Raw genomic sequence first — 19,852 nt, forward strand, 5'->3', positions numbered from 1 at the left:
GGTTGATATTAATAAAATGCTGAACCTTTGCGGAAAAGTTGAGCCACAGTATCGCATTGACCACTCAAATAAGCCGATGTGGTTCCTTGGCCGCTTGTATCTAAAGACTGAAGTAGTTGAACATGGACAGTGAATTCCTCGTCTGGCGACAATTCGCAACAGTACGTTGGTGAACTAAAACCATTTTTAAGAGCCTTCTTAGTTGCATTGGCATAATCTTCGATGCCTACATGGCTACGCGCCACTTCGGCATCATTCAGAAGAATACGACAATAGAAATTAGCATCACAGGCCACTGTCGAATCCCTACTGGGGTATAAGTAGAGTTCACTGAGTAAGGAAAAAGCCCCAATGACCAGTGAAGCAACTTTCCCGGTATTATTCACCCCTGAGACAGTGGCGATCGTGGTCCATGCAGTCGGCTTGTAGCGGGTTCTATTTACACTCACTGATTTCGCACTAACGACGTCACCAATGATTTGTTCAGCGCGTAGCGTCCCTTGGATATTGCAGTTCTGTCCAATGGTCAGGTTATCGAGATAACCACCACCGATGCTGTAGAGATTCCCATTACCCTGAACGGAAAACACTACATCCCCGCTGGGGTTCTCGACCGTGATCATGTTGTATCCGGCTGAGGCCACACTCTGGATGTATGCACGATAGCCTCCAGCTGAACCGATTTCCACTTTTTCCAGAAAGGAGCCGTCTTTGGCGGTGACTTGTCCACCAAACTCTCCGGTGCCGCCGCGAAGGATTGGCGCCTCGATTTCGGTGTTGGCCACAAATCGGTCGCCTTTCACCGAGCCAGTGGTCAGCATGTCGCCATTTAAGATCAGCGTGGTCGCCGTCCAACCTTGTCCGTCAAAGCGTTTCATTGAGCTTTTCGTGCCTGCGGCATTGCGGTAAGACAAATGCTCATCTTTAACAGGGGCACGGTAGTACGCATCCTTAAAATCTTGCGTGGCCACCGCATCGGTCGGGAATATACCGTCTCGCAGCGTGAGGCTGTAAACCCCTGCGCCCGTTTTGGCGTATATATCATCCACACCGCCAAGTGAGTAGCCATCCCCGAGCACAAACCGCCCACGATGCACCATGTCACCCGTTTGGGTGTCGAGGTAGAACAGCGGGACAAATTTACCATTTTCGTCCAGTGTTCCCACGCGCGTATAGTCAGCTAGCAGATCGATACTGGATACGTCACCGGTATTGGTGTTGACCATGCCACTCACTTGGCCATTGACGTTGGTCAGCAGTCCCCCTTTGGCGACCAGTTGACCTTCGCTATCGACAAATGCCTGTGACATTTGCGACACACTGGCCGTTTGGCCATCGGCGGTTTTGACGGCCAGATTGCGAATGAAATTCGCTAACGGACCGTCTACCCAACTGTGCCCATCTTGGACGCACAATACCCCATCGTCGTGGTCGGTGATGTTGCCATTGGCATCGACGCAATACCCCACGGCCGCTTTGGTAAACGTGTTTGCTTGGGCCAGCGTGGCGCTGTCACCTTCGCTGATTTTGGCTTCCAGTTTCTGTGTGCTTTGCGCCAGCGCGGTGGTTTGCGTGGCCAGCGTTTTGTCGATACGGCTGATCGCGGCCTGCTGCTCATCTTTGATGGCCAGCAACTGCAAAATGGCACTGGCTTGACTGGCAATGTCACTGCTGTTGGCCTTGATGCTTTTTTCTGCATACGACAGCCCCACACTATCTTTGGCAAAATCGCCAGTGCGGAGAAAATCGTTGTAGGCGTTGAGCAGCTCGTCTAGTCCCTCCTTTTGCCCTAGCGTATTTTCCACATCAACCAAGCTGGACACAGTTTGTGAGATCTTGCCGGTTGCCGCATCGATTTGTTGCTGAGCCGTGTTCAGTTTGCTGGCCTGCGCCGCAAGCTGCTCATCGATGCCACCCGGTTTGGCGTTGTACGCCGTGACCACGCTGGTGATGTTAGATTCACTCGCGTTGATCCACAGTTGCGCAGCGTTGGCTTTTTCCAGCGTTTGGTTTTCATCAAACTGTTTGAGCGTGGCGCTGACGTTCCACTTTGCATCCCAGCCGTCGATCGCTTGATTGACGTCGGTCAGGGTCAGTGCGTTGGTATCCCAATAATCTTGGGTGACATACACAGCCCAGCGGGCGTTTTTCGGGTCCAGCTCCTGCTCGACGGTCGCCATGCGATAACTGACATCCTGCAGTTGCAGTTCGGCGGCGCTCGGTTTACCGATTTCGATGCTGTCTATCTCCGCATCCATCGCAATGCGAATGGCGGTGATGTCTCCCGTCCAACCATCAGTGGCGCTAAGTTTGATGATGACCGTTTCAAATTCATCAACCGCACTTGGATGATGAATCGTGACGTTTTGCTGGCCACCATTCCACGACAGTGTGCCGTTTTCGGTGGCTTTTAAGCGCAAGCGCAGCACTTGGTTTTCATCGGCGTCAAACGCCAAGTCATTTCTAGCAAAGACGGTGCCGACGATCGTGCCGCTTAATTGCCAAATGACATCTGGCCACCCTTCATCACTGGTGTTGAACTGCCAACTGTAAGCCGGAGTGATCGCCGCCAGAGCGCCGGAGATCGCCTCATTTACCTCTTGATAGGAGGCTTTCAATTGGATGGCAGCAGCGTTGGCTTCGATGGCAGCATTGGCTTTCACCAACTTCTGGCCAGTATCCGTTTCGATGCGCTCAATTTCCTGAGTGGTGATGGCCACCGCTGCATTGACGCCATCGATGCGCAATCCAGCCTCTGTGTATTTTGCCTCGGTATAGGCAAACGCGCGGTTAACGATAATTCCCGTTTCTGGGTCGCGGTACACCACGGCATCGACCAGCGTTTCCCCTTCGAGCATTCGACGCTGGAACTCATCCGCAATGTTCTGCATGTCGCTGGCAAGGCCGAAGGCCGTTTCGCCTAAGCTCTGCGCGGTGCGGTCGAGCTTGGTCACTTGCCCTTTGACGGTATCCAGTGAGCCGGAAATCTCATCGATAGCCGAGCTGTTGGCCGCGCCCACCTTTTCCACTTGATCGAGAAACTGCTGCAGGTTGTCGTCTAGGATTTCCTGCGTGATTTTCCCGCCAATCAGGTCGATGATGACCGAAGCATCTTTGGTCGTGGTGGCCGTGACTGTGATGAAGTCACTTTGACCAACGGCGTTGACCGCGCGAACTTTGAATGCGTACTCAGTTTCCGGTTGTAAGCCTTCGAGCTGCCATCCGACTCCAGTGCCGCGCAGTTCGTCATTGAACCAAAACTCGTACTCCGTACCAAACGCCAGAGTGCTCGATTTCGGGCGCAGAATGACGTAGGTATTGCCTGCATCGACAGTTACCTCAAACGGTGTTTCTGGCGCTTCAAACGTGGCGCTCAACACGGCCCACGATGACACTACCACCGCCCCAATCGTGCGCACCGCAAACTCATAGTTCCCGGACAAAAAGACCGGAATGCCGAGTGAGGTGGTTTTGGTAGTCTGCTGCCAGATCACTTGCCCGGCCGCATACACCCGCACATCGAACCCAGCAACATATCCGCCCGGTGATCCCCACGACAACACACCCGACACCGCTGGCAATGTGCTCTCAGAAAAAGAAAGGCCGCTCGGAGGAGCGACCTTGGATGGGTTCGGTAGTTCGGTGTCTGGATAGTCCGGTTTGGGCGGCTTGGCCGTCCAAAGGTAATTACTGTCCTGATACTCAACCAGCTTGAGCTTGGTTTCTGACTCTCCGTAACTGATTTCCCGCACGGAAAACGGCTTGGCTGTCCACCCGCGTAAGGTGGAAGCCACGGTGATCACATCCATTGGCTCGACTTGCCAACCAATGAACGCTTTGACTGGAAGGTTAAGCGTCATCGACTCACGGCTGGTTCGGGCCAATACTTCGGCATACTGCAGCGCGTGTTCGTAGCTGTCGATCCCGTAAACGGTTTCCTCACGGGTCAGATCCACGCCGTTGTCTTCTTCCAACCACTGCAGGTGCAGTTCGCTGTTGGCTGGCGGAAAGGTGACTTCGTCGGTCTGCCACTTAATATCCCGGTTCGGAAAGCGAATAGTGACGGAGTTATACCGTTGGTTGATGTTCACAGAAGCCGTTGACATGCCCCCAGTGAGCATATCTTCACTGACATGCAGCACTGGGTCTTTCGCCCGGTCGATTTCCAGACGCAACCCGTTTTGACCTTCGATCAGATAGCCGCGACAGGTCTGGAGAATGTTGTCGATGTTGTCCTGCAGCTTCTGGTCGGTTTCCAGAATGATGTTACACTCCATCTGAGGCGCGCCATTAAACGTCACCATGCAGTGATTGCGCATCAGGTTGTTGTGTTCTTCATCCCAATCCACTTCCCAACCACAGCCATAATCGGCGTTGAACAGGTAGTCAAACAACACATCGAGCGGGTTTGATGAGCGAGCAGTGATGGTGGCGCGAAACTCCGGGCGACCTTGCGGATAACGTTTAAACTGATCGTCCATGCGCAGCTTGACGTACGTGACCGCCAAACCGCGAAAATCCATCCCGGTCATGTCGTCCGGCGCGTCATTGAAAAACCACTCCGGCATAGTTTGATCTGCCGCGCCAAATTGGTGCTCAATATTCTGGCCGCTGTAACCATCAAAGCTGCCAAAATCGGTGTATGGCAAATCATCAAAAGTGAAATCGTCAAGGCGATCAATTAGACCCGGCGTCCACACTAGAATGGCGTAATATTCCTCATTATCCGGATCGCCAGAGATGTCCTTCACCCCCTGATAAACGATGATCGGCGGGATTCGGCGCTGGCCATAAACCACGTGGAGAGGTTGGTCAATACCGAAACGGTTAACCGCAAGACCACCCCGATCCTGCTCTTGATTCCTCATCTTCTTGGACATGGCAATGCTGTACGCAGCCGAAGCCAAAGAGATGATGACCGCTATCCATTCCCAACCCATTAATTTGCTCCTGCTTTACCTGCCCAGTACACAGTCTGAGCCGCCATGGCGGCGTATTTAAAACATTGATCCCCATCATGACGCTGCTGCTGTGAGTGAGGGGTCGTTCGCCAAGTGTTCAATCGTTCAAATTGAGACCATCGACTGGCAGCGGTCAGTTGGATTTGCGTATTGCCATCATCATCCGATTTTCCGACGACCGTCCCCATCCAAACATGCTCAACAAACATGATCTCCCCGGTTTCGCGGTTAAGGTAGGCCCGTTCCACCGTAATTCGGCGCTTTAACACTTCCGTCCCCAATATCACAGCCATAATGGCAGGGTCGGCCATACTGAAACCAAATTTCACCTCAGCAACACGCATTTCCGCATGCCGAGACAATGAATCCAACCCTTGAAATGTGCCGGAGGATCGATAGGTAATGCCACCATGCTCAATATCATGACCCGCACTGGTAAACGAAAACATCGTGTCCAAGTCAAATCGCAGCAAATAGGCATACGTGACCAACTTGCTTTCCAGCATGGCCAACACTTCAGGTGGGAAAACTTTCATAGATACTCGATGAATTCTAATTCGGCGTAGGAAACAAACGGAGAACTGCTTTTTAAGTCAAACGACTGAGGTTTAGCGCCCGGCTTTCGAATCAACGTAAACACTGCGCCCCGACCGTTCACGGCGGTTCCTTCCGGTATTTGCTTTTTGATCGGACAGTTGACCTCAACAATGGCGGTGCCAGCATTGTTCGTCACAACATTGGCCATTACCCGATACACTTTGGTTTGATTGCCAATATTGATAAGGTCACCGGCTTTAAGCCAAGTGGTGTTCGCTGGTGCGTTATACACGCCAAATTGATAAAGACCGGCACTGGTCGCGGAAGCCAGCGCGTCGCCGCCCGTTCCGCGAACCCTACTCAGTTTGGGTGGCTTCCACGTAAACGGTACAGAGGAACGCATTCGCTCAACCATGGTCCAGAATGCTGCATGATCGTCCTCGCTCTTGAGTTTTCGGCTCTTGTAATCAAGCTCGAAGCGATGACCCGGAATCTCTAGCACTTCAACATGCAGGTTCGGGCTTTCATTATTGAATGAGGGGTAGTTCGATTTGAGCGTCAAATCTTTACAAAAAGAGGTCAAATCCATCTTAGAAACTCTCGCCTTTGTCTCGTTTAACCGCCGCGACAGCATTATAAATGTCTTGGCGATGGTTCATGATCATCTGGCCAAGGCCCCGCGCGTCTACCGCGCTGAATTGGAAAATTTGCTGGATGGGTGCGCTCTGAGTAGCAACGGATTGCGATGGTGCTGCCGTTCGGCCAACCAACGCATTCTCCATTCGAGTCGCCTGAGATTGATGCATGGCCATGATGGCCTGATACATCCAGTCGATTTGATTCGCTGACTCGTTGGTGTAGACCCGTTCGCCTTTTTGCAGCAACCAAGTGCCTTCTTCTGGAATCGATGACACTCCGCTATGAGCCATGCCTGCAATAGCTTGTCCCATGATGATGCCTGCACTGACACCCGCCAGCCCGCGAATCGTCGCGGCCTGACCAACACCCGCAATTGGACCCAAACCGATCGGTGGCGGAGCTAATGCGGCCATGGCCGCAACTTCACCTTGCTGAATAACGGTATACGCAGCCATCAGCTTTTGGGCGGCAAACGCCGCTTTTTGAATTAATGAACCTTCTTTGGCAGTTTCTGCAATTAATCCCAAACCTTGTGCAGCAACCTGAAACTTCATCTGCAACACTTGTGCTTCAACACGTTTTTCAGTCGCAGCTCTGGCTTTCGCTGCTTCTTCTGCCTTGCGGGTTTTTTCATCTTCCTTACGACTAAATGACTCCAACTCTCGCTGGATCGCTTCATCTTGTCTGGCGGTGTACTCTTCTTGTTGCTGAACATAGAAGTCGTTTTCACGCTCACGATACTCATTGCGCAGGGCTTCCATCGAATCAAAGCCACGACGCTTTAATTCCTCCTCCGAAATGACCATTTTTTCGATGTCCGCCAAACGTTCGTCATGCGCCAGACTCAGCTTTTCGCGCTCGTTGGCGTACTGGCGATCCAATGCTGCCAAACGGGTTGCCCCACTCTTTTGCAACTTTTGAGTATCTTCGTCGTCATCCGAGACGGACGTACTTGAACTGGTACGAACCTCTGGCTGATCAGAATAATTCATACTGAAGCGAACAATGTTGTACTTGCGCTGTAACTTGTCCAACTCGGCGCTGCTTTCTTCTAAATTTTTGCTAACAAGCGCGTATTGCGAATTTAGATTAAATAACTCGTTTTTGCTTTGACCAAAGGGGTTGATGCTGGGTAAATCAGCTTGATTAACGTCACTGTATTTATCCAATTCATCGGTTAATTGTTGGCGCTCTGCCGTGAGGTCTCTCACTTCCGATCGCAGCTCTGACAAACGCTTCACCAGACCGTTTTCCGTTCTTGGTGAGTCTGACCAGCTATCAAATAGCGCACCCCAATAATCCGTCGCAGTGGTCAATTTATCCGTAAACCAATCGATTTGATCACTGGCTCCGAGTACGGCGTTGGCGAATGAACGCTGCATCTTCATGCCGACTTCGTTGAGCTTTTGGTCCATCTCTTTGAACTTTTTGATGTCGTAATCCGACATGGCCACATTCAAATCGCGGTATTTTTCTGTGAGTTCGTAGAGCTGTTTACCGTTATTTTCAAGCAACGGCATCAGTGCAGATGCTTCGTCGGCTATCGATTCCAAGTAGGTGATTTGCGCTTTCATCGGCACATTGGCCTCATCCATCGCTTTTTTCACCGCAACCAAGACCTCTGGACTCGACAGCTTGCTTAGCTCTTGCGCAGTTAAACCCACTTTTGGCGCAACATTATCAAAGAAATCTTTGAACTCTCCGCCACCATTGGCCACGAAATCTCCCAACTTATCGTTGGTGTCTTTCAGAATGTCAGCCATCTTGTCGCCACTGATGTTGTATTGCTCAGAGGCGTATCCGAGCGCTTGAATACGCTCAGAGGAAACTTGGGCCACCCCCGACATGCGCTCGATTTCTCGCGCTTGTTCGGCAGTCTGTTTGATCAGAATGGTGGCCGCTGCGGTTAACGAACCCATCCCAGCTGAAACCACACCCACGGTCTGAACTGAATTTTTCTTAAGGAACTGAAAACCTTCACTGGCAACATCCAGTCCTTTGCTCAGTTGAGACGTTGAGTATTCTGCATCGTTTGCTTCTTTGGCGTAACCGCGAAGCATCTTCTTGGCAAACTCAACATCTTTGTTAAATTGAGCCGTCTCGGTATTAAACCGGATATTAAAATCAGCTACTTGGGCACTCAAAGCGTACTCCTCCGGCAGCGGCGGCCTGCGCCATTAGCTGCTCGTCATCTAGTTCAATGGATTCTTCAGGTTCAGGGTTGGGAAGAAAATCACGATAGCTGGCAGGAGGATCAAGTTTGATTCCCGCTGCCATTGCCGTGATATTCCAGTTTGATGCGCAGGCAACGGCAAAACGCCAATTGTCCATTTCAAAACTGAAACCATGAGTGGCAAAATGACGCTGCCAGTCGACAACCATTTCACCGCTGATGGAATCCAATGCGCTTCGCCAGCAAAGGATTTGAAATTCTCGCGCCAGATTTTCAGCAAATGTTTTTTCAGCTAGGACTACGCTTTTGGGTCAACCGACTCCTTTGAAACATCGGTTGATTCGCCAGCGGCACCATCTTCAGGCTCTTGGTTTAATGGGATACCGGAAAAGACGGCGACTTCATCATGCAGGAGCTTGACTTGATCAGGCATGAAGTTGTCCATCACAAATTGATGGCGGCAATCAATGTCGTTACCGAACTCTTTACAGCCATACGCGACCAAGCGCGACTGAGCAATAAATGTCAGCTTTTTGAACGCATTAAGCACCTTCTCAATGTTGTTCAGGAAGGCATCTTTTTCACTGATTGGCGCATCTTCCGGGGGTTGAACAGGCATTTTTGGCTTGGGAAGCGTTGCCACGTACTCAATAAAGTCATAACGCTCTAAACCGGACAGCTGAGTGAGGGTGACCGATTGGTCACCCACTGGAACGTCTTTTTTCTTCAGGAATGTTTTCATCATTCAACTCCTGCAGCTGCCTGTTCAATCAGCAGTTGCTCCGCAATGATCGGCTTGCCAACTTGCTTGAATTTAACAGTGCGCGTGATTTTGTCTTTCGCTGCCACTGTTTTTCCTAACGAGTTGATGTAACCGCGAAACGCATCCACTGTACCATTTGGGTATTTGCTTCGGTAGATTGTGACCGTATCACTGTCTAAATCCGTGACCAGTTTTTGCTGCAAAGGGTCACCCGGCTTCCAAGCCAAGACCACCGTCGTCTCACCCGCCGTCTTTTGGCCCGGAGTGGTTTTTGTCCACGTCGCTTCAGGGTCGTCCAGATAGCCGTCGTCTTCATCTTCGACGGTGATTTCACCTGGAGTAATCTCTTTCAGGCTTGCGAGTTGTTCCCACTTCGTGTCAGCCAGATAATCAGAGTAAGTCAGCGTTGACTCATCAGTACCCGCCTTTAAACGCCAGAATGACGAACCTGCGCCTTTTACGGATTGGGTTGGATCTTGCTCTTCACTCATTGTAAAACCTCTTCGATGTATTCAACTTTAAACAGTAGGTCGAGCATGCCCCATGGCTGCTCGTCATCACGACCGTATTCGAAACCACTTCGATTGCAGTTATCGAGCAGGCCATGCGCGCTATAGTATTGGCCGATAGTGGCTAATACCTTCTGACCAATCACATCCAGCTCAGCGTCAATATCGGTCTTGGTCATCAAATAGATGCGAACCAATAACGTCGCAGACCAAGTGATCTCCGACATGTCAGAATCAATCGGTACACCTTCCGACAGCGCCACAGCAATCGCGGGCAGGTCACCGAGTTCATCATCCAACGGGTCGGCTGAGACTTCGATAAACGATGGAAGGCCATTAAAAAAAGTGGTGATGGTGGTTACACCATCAGCCGGATTCATCTTCGCGATTAAATCCGCGATCACTTGTTTTCGAATGCGGTCGTTAATATCCACGCGCAGCTCCTCGACGAACAATTAAACGCACTTGTTGTTGCATGGCACTGACCAGCTCTTTCGGCATGTCGGACTTCATCAAACGCGCACTGTTTCGTTCAAAGGCGCTGGTGATTTCAGCCGACACAGGCACTTTGCAAACCTGAATTGGGTAACGCCGATCACTGGTTCGTTGCATGATGTGCCAACGACCATTTCTAAGCTGTTGCAGAAACGCGTCTTTAAACTTATGGCGCCCCACAACGATGGAGGTGTTACCGGAGAATTCACGTTTAACAAATCGCCCTCGCTGACCACGGGCGACACCACTGACTAGCATGCGGCCTTTCTTACGCTTAATCTGCGTTCTGGCCGTGTCAATCGAGATGGCTGGCAACTCATTGCGGCGGACCCGGACATAAGCCACCGGGCGTTTTGCAGTAGCACGATTGATGGTGGCCCTTGGCCTGAGTACTTTTTGCTTCACTTTAATGGTTTTAGCTGCGTCTTTGATTGAATGAACCACCGCCCTTGTGGCGACGCGGTTAATCGCCATCGCGCTTGCTCTTGGCACTGCACTCTTCTGTAATCCAGACAGGTTTTTAACCGCAAGAGCCAGTTGTTTATCAATCGCTGTCATAGCACCACCATTAAGTCGCCGTTCTCAGGGTAAGGGCCGCTGCTCACTGTGGTTCGCTTACCACTGACAACAAATTCGATCGTGTCGCCTTTTCGAACCTTGACGTTATCAGAGCGGCGGAACGTCATCTGGCGCTTTCGACCTGCCATCGCATCAAACTCATTGATGCTCTCGTCATAAATAGCCAATACAGGCTCTGAATCATTGACCCTGACCAAAACACCCATGGTCGAGTAAACCCGATCATCAGCGTCTTCCATCAGGCGATCGAACTCGCTATCAAACATGATTAGCCCTTAGTGGTTACCCAAAAACCCGCCACGCCTGCGTCCACAGCGTCATTCGCAGCCTGTTCTTCCAAATAAGCCGTCTCGCCTTTGGTGACGATCACCGTCTTACCGTGTGACAACGCCTGAAAGGTTTTCAGAGCCTTAACTTTCAGATCGCCTTCGGCGTTGCTTTGCACTTCCGGCACGTTGTTGTCATCCGTCAGTGTGGCGCCTTCCGGCAGTTCACTGGCGATCGCCAGCACTTCATTTTCATCCGGTGCTTGACCTTCTGAATCTGGCGTTTGGGCAGCTTGAGAACTGGAAGTATCGTCACTGCCAAATGCTTCTTGGTCTGAACCATCATTGCTTTGGTCTGATTCGTCATGTTCATCATTTTCATCCGGTAACTTCGCTTCCAGCTCATCAATGATGGCGTTCAGCTGCTTTTCGGAGGTTTTGTCGGTGTACGGAGACTTAGTGATGCCCAGCTCTTTACACAGTTCGTCAATGCGTTTTTGCAGCAGTTCTTTGTTCGTCATGGGAATATCCAAAAATAAATGGGCCATGGCCCCATTGTTACGGTTTAACAAAATCCGAGCGATTACTCAGCGACTTTCACAATCACCACGTGGTTCACATCAACGAGGAACATCGCGGGTGCCGATTCCGTTTTGGTGTAGCGCACTTCCGGATCGCCGCCTTCGGTCCAGTCCTTGACGTAACGTTCCGCTTCATCCAGACCATCTTTCTGCGCAGACAAGTCTTGAATCTGACCATACAGACGAACACCACGCACAGAGGCATTGGCGAGGATTAGGTGGTAATCACGCTGAACTTTCTGAGTGACGCCTGCGCGGTCGGTGTACTCTTCGTTTACCACGATGATGGTGACATCGCCCAATTGGCCTTTGATGCTGACCGTTTTACCCAAGTCTTTCAGCGACGTTTCCAGCTCTGAAGTCGAGCCACGGCGCGTGTCCAACTTGTCATTGAACTTCTTGAATTTGCGCATCAGTGCCCACGTTTTCGGGTCACAGATCAGCATGTTTGTCAGGCCGTCCGACACCCCAGCCCACGTTTCAATGTCAGCTTCAATGTCGTAGCTTTCGAAGTCTTGGCCGCTCCACATCGCGGCGCCAATCAGCTCGATGTTGTTGCTGGCGCGGCGACCTGCGTCGATTTCGAAAGGCGTTTCAACGAATTCACCATCAATCATGGTTTTGCCGTCGTACACCATTTCGGCGCACATCAGCTCTTCACGATCACTAATCGCCTGCTCTTCCATGTTGAGGTTTTGCATGACGATCGCTTCTTGGCGTTGGCCTGCGCTCATTTCGCCTGTGTACTTCTCACCCGGACGGCGCACAACCGCTTGGTTGGCGGTCACTGCATGCTTTGATTTGACGTAAGCAGGTGCAAACGATGAAGTTTTGTAACCTTGGTTGCGGTCAATCGCCGCACCAACCATCGGTGAGCAGAACACCGCAATCTTGGTTTTGTTTGGCACCATATCCAGATCAACTTTTGCCGTCGAAAACGTGTAGCTTTCGCGGAAGAAGAAGCGCTGGAAGAAGTTATCACGACGAATACCGGCTTCGTGAATGGCACCAAGCAGTTCGCGTGTAGTGAAATTATCTGGCATGTGAATCTCTTCTTTTTCGAATTCAAAAAAAGACGACGATTAAACTTCGTCGTCTACGTAAATGGCACTGCCGAGGAACGCGGCACGTTTGGCCTTATCGGTGGCCACCGTATCGGGCCAGTTCACACCACGAATACGGAACCCACCTTGCGGGTAAATAACCGCCGTTTGCTCAGCGCCACTGTCAGTCACTTGTTTCGCGGACATTGCGATCGCTTGGCCTGCGGTGCCATCCCACTTGACCAACGTGGCCGCATCGGCCGCATCCGCCATCAGTGGCGTGTATTTTGGAAATGATTCACCCGCCTTAATGGTGCCGCGAGTGGTGACAGGCGGACTGAGTAAAGTGTCGTCCGGAGTGTATTCTTCCATTACCTATTCCTTAATCGATACGTTGGAATGAAGCCGCCAAGCGGCTAATGTTTTTCTGCTCTTCGGAAGCCGAGCCAGTGCTGACATCTTGACCCAGCAATTCGCCATGCTCAGAACTTATCGCGGCCAGCGCGGCGGCGTTGGCGTCTTTGGTGCCTTGAGGCGCGGCGGCGAGCAGGTTTTTAGCTTCGTCAACCGAAAGACTGGTTCTGCTGGCAAGATGCATCGCCATTTCCTGACGACCTTCGGCTTCCTGCAAGGCCAGAATGCCCATGCAGCGATCGCGCTCCGCTTGCGCCGCATTGGCTTGGGCGTCCTGCGATTCAGCCGGAGCCGATTCGGCAGCGGGTTGGTCAGTGACAGTGGCACCAGAGTCTTGTGCTGATGCAGCGGGTTGCGGCGCTGGTGCAGTAGCCGATGGCTGCTGCGTCGCGCTTGGAGTGGTTGGATCTTCGACCGACATAGCGGCTCCCATATCTACTGTGGTTGAATTTCGCTTGAAGTGGTCAGACATAATCTGAACCGCATCCAAGCCGTTAACGACTTCATTGGCGAAGCCGACATCGACCGCCGCCTGACCTTCATAGGTCTCAGCTTCGGTCGCGAGTACCGTTTTCACATCCACCCCCATGTACGTGGCGGCTTTGGTGGCAAACATCTGACGATTGCTCTCCAGCTCTTTCTGCCACTTATCCCGAACGTCTTTCGGGAGCGCGGCGTAAGGATGACCATCGGCCTTATGGCTTCCGGCAGTGATCAGCGTGATTTCCACACCTTGCTGATCCAGCATCTTCTCGATGTTGGTGTGGGCCATAATGACGCCGACTGACCCGGCAACCCCGGTCTGAGTAATGAGACGACGTGAGCAAGCGCTGGCAATCATCTGCCCGCCACTGCAGTGCATGTCGTACCCCAAGGACCAGATGGGTTTGATTTTCCGGTATTCGGCAATCTTGTCGGCCAAGTCAAAACACCCGGCAACCATACCGCCAGGTGTATCCATATCGAGCATGATGGCTTTCACTTCCGGGTCAGTCAGCGCTTCACTGATACGGTGGATAATGCCGTCATAGCCCGTCATGCCAGAACGAGGTTGGATGTAGCCGTATTTGTGGACCAGTGTGCCGCTAATAGGAACGATGGCGATGCCATTGACCACCTGATAGTTGCGTTCGGTGGAGCGACGGGGGCTGAAAGAAGCGGCTTCCTTTTTCATGTCTGGAGCCATCAGTACATTGCCATCCACATCAACCAGTTGCTGCACGTTGTTCAGGCGTTGACTCAAGGCCGAGAAGAACGTGCGTGCATACCCGGCTTCCAGCGCCAACGGGCGGTTAAATGCGGCGGTGATGAGGTTTAAATGGGAGGTGTTATTCATTTGAACTCTCAGTTGGGTTATCAGGAGCCAGCGCCTGCAGCTTCATCCAGCTTGGCGGCGGCAGTCCTTTGGATTTACGTTCATTCATCTCAGCTACTTGCTGTTCGAAGATCTCTTGATAATCTTCACCCAGCAGGGCCAGCTCTTTTTCGTAAGTCGACAAACTGCTATCGATACGGAGCACCGCTTCTTTCACCTCTTTCAGACCATCAATGGCCAGTCGGCCAGAGCCGATCCAGTCGCTTTTGGTCCACGCGTAGCGACGTTCGTAAAAGTTAAAACGTGCATTGCGAGGCAGAGTGATGTAACCACGCAGCAGCATTTCTTCGAAAATGAGCGCGAAGATCTGGCTGGCGAAACGGTTGGCGATGATTTTTCGGCGCCCCATGAAATAACGCCATGAATCGTTATGAGCGGCGCGAATGGTGCTGTAAGACATCTGCGAATAGTTACGCGACAGTTGAGCGTAATCCACACCCAGCCCCGCCGCGATATAACGCAAGATGGACTGCTCTAAGGCAGAAAAACCGTTGTCAGCATTTCCGGCCGTATGCAGGTTGAGCTTATCCCCCGGCATCAAGTGTGGGAGTTTGACGCCGTTGAACTTGATTTCGTTAGCGGCGTAGTAGTCGCCATACGTCATCAGCATCTTTTCTATCGCGCCATCTTGTGATGCGCCAAAGATGTATTCCATCGCTTCATTCGTACCGAGTTCGGATTCGATGCTGGCCGCATACATCGCATTCACGACCGCGCGTTGGAGCGTGGTGTTTTGCAAGGTATCGAGCATCTTGAGCTGCTCTAAACTCGACATGAATCGGTTCACGCCGCGCGTCTGTCCACCTTCACAGGGTTCAAAAATGTGAATGAATCCCGTGCGGCCAGATGGGTTGGTCTTTTCAACGCGACGCCAAGTGCGGCTCAGCCCGAAGTTATCCGCCCCTTCTTCGACGTAATAAGCCACCGCTGCGCCATGGCGATTGAGTTCTACCCCGCCGCGACGGTCGGGTTTATCCATGCCGTGATTTGGGTTGGTAACTTTGCGCGGTGACACCATGCGAATCGCGGTAGCAAACGGCGAGTGGCGATCGTTAATCCACTCTGGTTTTGCCATGATGTCACCTGTCATCGCGTGAGTTTCCACGGATTCGCGCATCAGCATGGTGAACGTGCGGCGACGCTCGGCGTCAATAAAGCAACCCGGGTCTTCGGCAATGTCACGGAATATCGCTTCCACATCCTGCACAAAGCCTTTGTCCGGCTTAATGCCCAGCAGACGCCAGTTGGGTTTGTAGCTCAGGCGAAATTCAGACCCAATAATGTGGTCCTTATGCAACTGAATCCCGTTGGCGGCGATGCCGTTATTGCGTACCACATCATCCGTTCGGGCATTAGCAAGTTTTCTTACTGGCAGGAAGGCTGCATCGACCGATTGCGCCGGTGGCGACCACCCGCGCAATTGACCACCGAACCCCGCACCGCCAGCTCTGAACACCGCCTCTCGAAGTGGTGTCTGGCCATCTGCGGCCAGAAGTCCAGTATGTTTCATTAAAACCCTACCCTTGCCGGACGGCGACGACGCGTATTAGACAAACCCAGCTGCGCTTTCAGGTCTTCAATGTAGGCGCGTAATTCGTGAATGTTCGCTCGGTTATAATCGACCTTGCGATCCCCTTTCTGAATAGAAACCGCCATCGTGCCTGTCTGCAACTTGTGATAGGCGGCTTCGGCTTCTTGCAGCATTTCTTGTGTTGTCATGATCTTCCACCTTTGAGGCGTTCTGCCAGCGCAGCTATACTACTGCTGGCTGGTTTGCTGACGGTTTGAATAGGTTGAGGCTCATCCAGAGCCAAACCGAACTTCTGAACAAGAATGTTGAGCGCGGCATAGGCATAGTTCCAACCATCCAGCGCTTCATCGAAGGCGTGGTACTGCTTTATCCAGCGCCAGACCTCACGGCCACTCTTGTCGTATTCCAACTTCTTCGCGGCTGAACACAACTGTTTGAAAAACTCGTCGTTGGCCAACTCATCATCGAGCGGAAAGTGAATACAACCGGGAACCGGCTCTGTGCCGTTTGGCATCAGGTTCAATCGGCTGTAAAGCCTTTGTTTAATGCCATCGGTACCCAAGCGGGTCAGGTACACTTTTTTGTTGTTCTTCTTGCGCGGGAAGTTTTGGATTGGCTTTCCATATTGGTTTTCACCCTGAATCGGGATCACCCACATGACGCCATAGCGGCGGCTCATTTCGTACACGTCATCGGTCTTGTGACCCATGGCATCCCAGCACCACAATTTAACGTCCATGGCTTCGCCACTGCGTTTTTTGTAGGTCTGGTAAAGCATACGGCCAGCCGTATCCTTCAGAACCTGCGTCGATAAATCGCCCAGAAGCACAATGTGTGAAACCAACCAGCACTCTTCGCCAGCGCCCCACGCCCAGACGAACATTTCAATCCGGTCATCCTGCGTATCAATGCCACCCGTGAGAACCACGGCGCGATCCGGTACCGGGTTATCCACCCGCTTGCCTGACCACCATATCTCGCGGCGCAATTTGAGCACTTCCCAATCCAGCTTGTCGCCGTTCTCCCCTTCCCACAATTCACCAAGGGAGAGGTTCACGAACGTTTTCAGCCGTGTCGGATCGTCTTTCTTCTTCAGAAACTCTTTGACGATACCGCGCCAGCCTTCACTCAGTTTGGTGTTGTAACCAGACCAAATGTGTATGCCGACAGAAGTCGGAGTGGGGGCTGGATTTCCGGGTTCATCAAAGAAGGCATGGCCATCTTTGGTTCACGTACCATCTTCGGCCATCCAGCGGCCAGCCAGCTCCATTTTGTACAGGTGCTGATATAGGATGGGGTCATCACAACCGATGCACTCGTAATAGACCGATTTGGCTTTGGTATTGAGTGTGGCTTGAGAGTGATCCCACTTAAAACCGTATTTGGTCTCTTTGCTGCCCCATTCCAGCACCTGTTCAGTGCCGCAATGTGGACAAGGTAAATAGAATCGAAAGGTCAATTCCATGCGCGCCATCAGGCGCTCAATGTGAGACTCACCTTTATTAGTTGGCGTGGTTCCCCACCGGGCCATCGGGAAGGCGGCACCTTCCAGACGCTTGTATGCTAGGTCAATTGGGTTACCTTCTTTACCGACTTCCCAATCCCAGCCATCAATCTCATCTCCGAACAGCGCCCCTTTGGTTAAAGCGCGCATGTTGCGGGGGGTCGATGTGCCTAAGATGTGCAGCGCCCAGCCGATACCCTTTTTATAGGTCACGGTGTTGTTCTGATCTTTGGCAAACAGAGCAGGAAATATCCGATGCATGATGGGCATTTCCTGCCAAGCTGCATCGATTTCCGAGACCGAGAGGTTTTTTGCGTCACTCTCGGTCGGGACGTAAATCACCGAGTTGGTCTTGAACTGAGCATGCAGGCAGCTATCAGCCGCAACAATCAGTTTCGTCCAGCCAACACGCGCCGATTTCTGAAAAGCGATTTCCGTGATGGCTCGGTTACACATCATATTGAGCGGAACCACCTGAAGTGGCAGCGTTTCCCAAAAGCCCTCTTCCTGAGAAGAACCGGCTGCTAACCGGAAATGCTTGTTCGCCCACTCTGAGGCTTTAATCGGCGCTGCTCTCCTCAGTGCTGCCAAGCCAATCCGGACCTTCTTCCGGATCGCTGTCCATGTAGTCTGAGAGATTGGGTTGGACATCGGCACACTCATTCAAGACAGCAGCAATCACGGTCTCCAACACTTCCACCGCTTCCGGCGGTAAGTCGGGCCATGCGTTTTTGAGTTTAGGGAGAAGGGTATCGAGGCGTGTACTGACTCTCGCGGCAACTTGCTCAAGTGCATCAATGATAACTTCTAGAGGTGCATAGCTCTTTTCGAATAGCACCCGCTTGGCTTTCATCATGAACACTTTTTCGCGCCGCTCTTCGAGTTTGAGGTCACGTTCGATTTTGGCGTACGTTTCCTCATTTTCACGGTCGGTTTCCGGATCTTTTTCAGCCGGATTTGACTGGCGAAGGAAGGCTGCGTAGCCGTGAATACACGCCAATGGATTCATGCCTTGCTTACCAATGGCAGCAGGCACAACGCCTTTACTGATAAGGTTTCGGACTTGTCTATCGGATATCCCAAGAAGCTCGGCTATATCCGACTGCGTGAACTTCTTGTCTGGATTGAATAGCTGATTCATTCATGGTTTAAAACCGGAAACCGGAAACCCCCAAAAGTAAAAAAAATTTTAACGAGCGACTTCGTGCGAGGTAGAAACCCCGTGGTATCTCAGGGCGCCGGAAAGGACCCATTAAATATCCATATAAATCAATCAACTAAGCATTGCTCTCTGATGTAATCCTGCAGGTACTTAGTCTGCTGCAGGTTCTCCGCCATCATTCGCTGGAGGCGTAGATAATCTTGTTGAGCTGCTTCGGTAAGTCGTGGGGAGACTTCATCGCCCATGCTTCTGGCGCTGGTGGTAAAGGGCATTGAGGCTGGACAGACTGCTTTGACGCGCAGCCTGACATTGGCAGAGCGCAAACTAGCGCCAAGACGATCAATTTCTTCCTGTGCGGCTGATAGTTCTGCTGCATGTTTTATCCCCAGTTCGTTGTAAATTTTGATTTGAGCGATTTGTTTGCTGTTGAGTTCGATAAGTGAGTTACGTTGTGCGACTACCTGATTCAGTTCGAGCTCTGCCGACTGGCGGCGCTCTCGCTCGATAGCGAACAGACCGGATAACGACGCGATAATTGCGGCGATTACTCCGATGACAATGACTTTCCAATAAGCTGCAGTTGGCATACTTCTTCCTCAATCTCTCTACGAGTAATCAGGCCCTTCCACTTTTTCCCACCAGCGTAAATCCATCGTCGTAGTTGCTCACATGCCGATGCGTATTGGTGGCCATTTAGCAACCTGAGAAGCGTAGAACGGGAGAAATTGCCGATACCGACGTTGTAAGTGAATGAGTAAAGCGCTGCACGAGTAGCTTTAGGTATATCTACATGAATCAAAGGATCAACCTGAGCCTGTACTTTTTTAAGGTCAGCATCGAGCAACTGTTTACACTCCAATTGGGAATAGTTTTTTTCCTTTACGATGTCATCGCCTGTATGCCCGTAACAAACGGTAAGAACACCAACCACATCGTAATAAGGCTTATATTCAACTCCTTCAAAAGGAATCACCATTGCAGCTGCGATAGCGATAGTGGACGCTCCCGCGGCTAGCAGGTTCTTAACCGTGCTGTTAATCCTGCTCATCACCAAACTCCGCAGTGAATCGCTTTTTCTGCCAATAGTTGTTGATAAATGCCGTGAGTAACATACCAACAAGTGCGATGATCACCATATAGGCATCTGTCGATATTGAGCCAAATACACCAATGACTGCATTCCACCAATAAGATAGAGAGCTGGAGACTTTTTCATTCATACGCATACCCACCCCCTGCAGGAGTGTCCTGATTATTTAGAGTGAGAGAAGAAATTTGAAGCATAAAAAAACCGCCTTGAGTGGCGGCTTTTAAATTCTG

General features: G+C 51.5%; 22 protein-coding genes. All 22 read right to left on the reverse strand.

Going from position 1 to position 19,852, the window contains the following annotated elements; translation table 11 throughout:
• Positions 1 to 8: 8 nt before the first annotated feature.
• On the reverse strand, positions 9 to 4,940 hold the full coding sequence (locus ACS18Q_RS19975; RefSeq protein WP_441257740.1) for a phage tail tip protein J-related protein: 4,932 nt from the start codon (positions 4,938 to 4,940) through the stop codon (positions 9 to 11).
• Positions 4,940 to 5,497 carry a DUF2163 domain-containing protein gene (locus tag ACS18Q_RS19980; protein ID WP_238770175.1) on the reverse strand — a complete coding sequence of 186 codons (558 nt, stop codon included), beginning with the start codon at positions 5,495 to 5,497 and terminating at the stop codon, positions 4,940 to 4,942. The genes ACS18Q_RS19975 and ACS18Q_RS19980 overlap by 1 nt, the downstream gene beginning before the upstream one ends.
• Positions 5,494 to 6,087: a hypothetical protein gene (locus ACS18Q_RS19985; RefSeq protein WP_441257741.1), complete on the reverse strand. Its 594-nt coding sequence runs from the start codon at positions 6,085 to 6,087 to the stop codon at positions 5,494 to 5,496. Before ACS18Q_RS19985 ends, ACS18Q_RS19980 begins: the two co-directional genes overlap by 4 nt.
• A gap of 1 nt (position 6,088) precedes the next feature.
• Positions 6,089 to 8,281: a hypothetical protein gene (locus ACS18Q_RS19990; RefSeq protein ID WP_441257742.1), complete on the reverse strand. Its 2,193-nt coding sequence runs from the start codon at positions 8,279 to 8,281 to the stop codon at positions 6,089 to 6,091.
• Positions 8,262 to 8,540, reverse strand: coding sequence for a phage tail assembly protein T (locus ACS18Q_RS19995; protein ID WP_238770181.1), 279 nt, complete (start codon positions 8,538 to 8,540; stop codon positions 8,262 to 8,264). Before ACS18Q_RS19995 ends, ACS18Q_RS19990 begins: the two co-directional genes overlap by 20 nt.
• A 68-nt stretch (positions 8,541 to 8,608) precedes the next feature.
• A complete protein-coding gene (locus ACS18Q_RS20000) occupies positions 8,609 to 9,055 on the reverse strand; it encodes a hypothetical protein (protein WP_441257743.1) in 447 nt (148 codons plus the stop codon).
• On the reverse strand, positions 9,052 to 9,564 hold the full coding sequence (locus tag ACS18Q_RS20005) for a phage tail tube protein (RefSeq protein WP_395212393.1): 513 nt from the start codon (positions 9,562 to 9,564) through the stop codon (positions 9,052 to 9,054). Before ACS18Q_RS20005 ends, ACS18Q_RS20000 begins: the two co-directional genes overlap by 4 nt.
• Positions 9,561 to 10,016: a phage tail terminator protein gene (gene gpU, locus ACS18Q_RS20010; protein ID WP_441257744.1), complete on the reverse strand. Its 456-nt coding sequence runs from the start codon at positions 10,014 to 10,016 to the stop codon at positions 9,561 to 9,563. Before gpU ends, ACS18Q_RS20005 begins: the two co-directional genes overlap by 4 nt.
• Positions 10,006 to 10,635: a phage tail protein gene (locus ACS18Q_RS20015; RefSeq protein ID WP_395212394.1), complete on the reverse strand. Its 630-nt coding sequence runs from the start codon at positions 10,633 to 10,635 to the stop codon at positions 10,006 to 10,008. Before ACS18Q_RS20015 ends, gpU begins: the two co-directional genes overlap by 11 nt.
• The gene (locus ACS18Q_RS20020; RefSeq protein WP_441257745.1) at positions 10,632 to 10,922 is read right to left on the reverse strand and encodes a head-tail joining protein; all 291 of its coding nucleotides are present in this window, start codon (positions 10,920 to 10,922) and stop codon (positions 10,632 to 10,634) included. Before ACS18Q_RS20020 ends, ACS18Q_RS20015 begins: the two co-directional genes overlap by 4 nt.
• Positions 10,923 to 10,924: 2 nt before the next feature.
• On the reverse strand, positions 10,925 to 11,443 hold the full coding sequence (locus tag ACS18Q_RS20025; RefSeq protein WP_441257746.1) for a hypothetical protein: 519 nt from the start codon (positions 11,441 to 11,443) through the stop codon (positions 10,925 to 10,927).
• 62 nt (positions 11,444 to 11,505) lie between these two features.
• Entirely contained in the window at positions 11,506 to 12,546 is a 1,041-nt protein-coding gene (locus ACS18Q_RS20030) for a major capsid protein (protein ID WP_441257747.1), read from the reverse strand.
• 39 nt (positions 12,547 to 12,585) lie between these two features.
• Complete coding sequence (locus tag ACS18Q_RS20035) at positions 12,586 to 12,918, reverse strand: head decoration protein (RefSeq protein ID WP_222730589.1); 333 nt, start codon at positions 12,916 to 12,918, stop codon at positions 12,586 to 12,588.
• Positions 12,919 to 12,928: 10 nt separating this feature from the next.
• The gene (locus tag ACS18Q_RS20040) at positions 12,929 to 14,296 is read right to left on the reverse strand and encodes a S49 family peptidase (RefSeq protein ID WP_441257748.1); all 1,368 of its coding nucleotides are present in this window, start codon (positions 14,294 to 14,296) and stop codon (positions 12,929 to 12,931) included.
• Complete coding sequence (locus tag ACS18Q_RS20045; RefSeq protein WP_441257749.1) at positions 14,289 to 15,845, reverse strand: phage portal protein; 1,557 nt, start codon at positions 15,843 to 15,845, stop codon at positions 14,289 to 14,291. The genes ACS18Q_RS20040 and ACS18Q_RS20045 overlap by 8 nt, the downstream gene beginning before the upstream one ends.
• On the reverse strand, positions 15,845 to 16,054 hold the full coding sequence (gene gpW, locus ACS18Q_RS20050; protein ID WP_154179654.1) for a gpW family head-tail joining protein: 210 nt from the start codon (positions 16,052 to 16,054) through the stop codon (positions 15,845 to 15,847). Before gpW ends, ACS18Q_RS20045 begins: the two co-directional genes overlap by 1 nt.
• The gene (locus ACS18Q_RS20055) at positions 16,051 to 17,028 is read right to left on the reverse strand and encodes a terminase gpA endonuclease subunit (RefSeq protein WP_441258200.1); all 978 of its coding nucleotides are present in this window, start codon (positions 17,026 to 17,028) and stop codon (positions 16,051 to 16,053) included. The genes gpW and ACS18Q_RS20055 overlap by 4 nt, the downstream gene beginning before the upstream one ends.
• 66 nt (positions 17,029 to 17,094) lie before the next feature.
• On the reverse strand, positions 17,095 to 17,961 hold the full coding sequence (locus ACS18Q_RS20060) for a phage terminase large subunit family protein (RefSeq protein WP_441257750.1): 867 nt from the start codon (positions 17,959 to 17,961) through the stop codon (positions 17,095 to 17,097).
• Positions 17,930 to 18,511, reverse strand: a complete 582-nt coding sequence (locus ACS18Q_RS20065; protein ID WP_432581851.1) for a hypothetical protein — start codon at positions 18,509 to 18,511, stop codon at positions 17,930 to 17,932. The genes ACS18Q_RS20060 and ACS18Q_RS20065 overlap by 32 nt, the downstream gene beginning before the upstream one ends.
• 128 nt (positions 18,512 to 18,639) lie before the next feature.
• The gene (locus tag ACS18Q_RS20070) at positions 18,640 to 19,119 is read right to left on the reverse strand and encodes a lysis protein (RefSeq protein WP_441257751.1); all 480 of its coding nucleotides are present in this window, start codon (positions 19,117 to 19,119) and stop codon (positions 18,640 to 18,642) included.
• Positions 19,077 to 19,580 (reverse strand): lysozyme, encoded by a 504-nt coding sequence (locus tag ACS18Q_RS20075; protein WP_044363435.1) that lies wholly within the window; start codon positions 19,578 to 19,580, stop codon positions 19,077 to 19,079. The genes ACS18Q_RS20070 and ACS18Q_RS20075 overlap by 43 nt, the downstream gene beginning before the upstream one ends.
• Positions 19,567 to 19,758, reverse strand: coding sequence for a hypothetical protein (locus ACS18Q_RS20080; protein ID WP_044363433.1), 192 nt, complete (start codon positions 19,756 to 19,758; stop codon positions 19,567 to 19,569). Before ACS18Q_RS20080 ends, ACS18Q_RS20075 begins: the two co-directional genes overlap by 14 nt.
• Positions 19,759 to 19,852: the final 94 nt, after the last annotated feature.

It is taken from the genome of Vibrio sp. Vf1514 (genome assembly GCF_052076135.1).
Lineage (GTDB): Bacteria > Pseudomonadota > Gammaproteobacteria > Enterobacterales > Vibrionaceae > Vibrio > Vibrio furnissii.

Bases quoted from the DNA above. Each gene is read 5' to 3' on its own strand.
- ACS18Q_RS19975 (WP_441257740.1), bottom strand. From the start codon at position 4,940: ATGGGTTGGGAATGGATAGCGGTCATCATCTCTTTGGCTTCGGCTGCG.
- ACS18Q_RS19980 (WP_238770175.1), bottom strand. From the start codon at position 5,497: ATGAAAGTTTTCCCACCTGAAGTGTTGGCCATGCTGGAAAGCAAGTTG.
- ACS18Q_RS19985 (WP_441257741.1), bottom strand. From the start codon at position 6,087: ATGGATTTGACCTCTTTTTGTAAAGATTTGACGCTCAAATCGAACTAC.
- ACS18Q_RS20000 (WP_441257743.1), bottom strand. From the start codon at position 9,055: ATGATGAAAACATTCCTGAAGAAAAAAGACGTTCCAGTGGGTGACCAA.
- ACS18Q_RS20005 (WP_395212393.1), bottom strand. From the start codon at position 9,564: ATGAGTGAAGAGCAAGATCCAACCCAATCCGTAAAAGGCGCAGGTTCG.
- ACS18Q_RS20015 (WP_395212394.1), bottom strand. From the start codon at position 10,635: ATGACAGCGATTGATAAACAACTGGCTCTTGCGGTTAAAAACCTGTCT.
- ACS18Q_RS20020 (WP_441257745.1), bottom strand. From the start codon at position 10,922: ATGTTTGATAGCGAGTTCGATCGCCTGATGGAAGACGCTGATGATCGG.
- ACS18Q_RS20025 (WP_441257746.1), bottom strand. From the start codon at position 11,443: ATGACGAACAAAGAACTGCTGCAAAAACGCATTGACGAACTGTGTAAA.
- ACS18Q_RS20030 (WP_441257747.1), bottom strand. From the start codon at position 12,546: ATGCCAGATAATTTCACTACACGCGAACTGCTTGGTGCCATTCACGAA.
- ACS18Q_RS20035 (WP_222730589.1), bottom strand. From the start codon at position 12,918: ATGGAAGAATACACTCCGGACGACACTTTACTCAGTCCGCCTGTCACC.
- ACS18Q_RS20040 (WP_441257748.1), bottom strand. From the start codon at position 14,296: ATGAATAACACCTCCCATTTAAACCTCATCACCGCCGCATTTAACCGC.
- ACS18Q_RS20045 (WP_441257749.1), bottom strand. From the start codon at position 15,845: ATGAAACATACTGGACTTCTGGCCGCAGATGGCCAGACACCACTTCGA.
- gpW (WP_154179654.1), bottom strand. From the start codon at position 16,054: ATGACAACACAAGAAATGCTGCAAGAAGCCGAAGCCGCCTATCACAAG.
- ACS18Q_RS20065 (WP_432581851.1), bottom strand. From the start codon at position 18,511: ATGAATCAGCTATTCAATCCAGACAAGAAGTTCACGCAGTCGGATATA.
- ACS18Q_RS20070 (WP_441257751.1), bottom strand. From the start codon at position 19,119: ATGCCAACTGCAGCTTATTGGAAAGTCATTGTCATCGGAGTAATCGCC.
- ACS18Q_RS20075 (WP_044363435.1), bottom strand. From the start codon at position 19,580: ATGAGCAGGATTAACAGCACGGTTAAGAACCTGCTAGCCGCGGGAGCG.
- ACS18Q_RS20080 (WP_044363433.1), bottom strand. From the start codon at position 19,758: ATGCGTATGAATGAAAAAGTCTCCAGCTCTCTATCTTATTGGTGGAAT.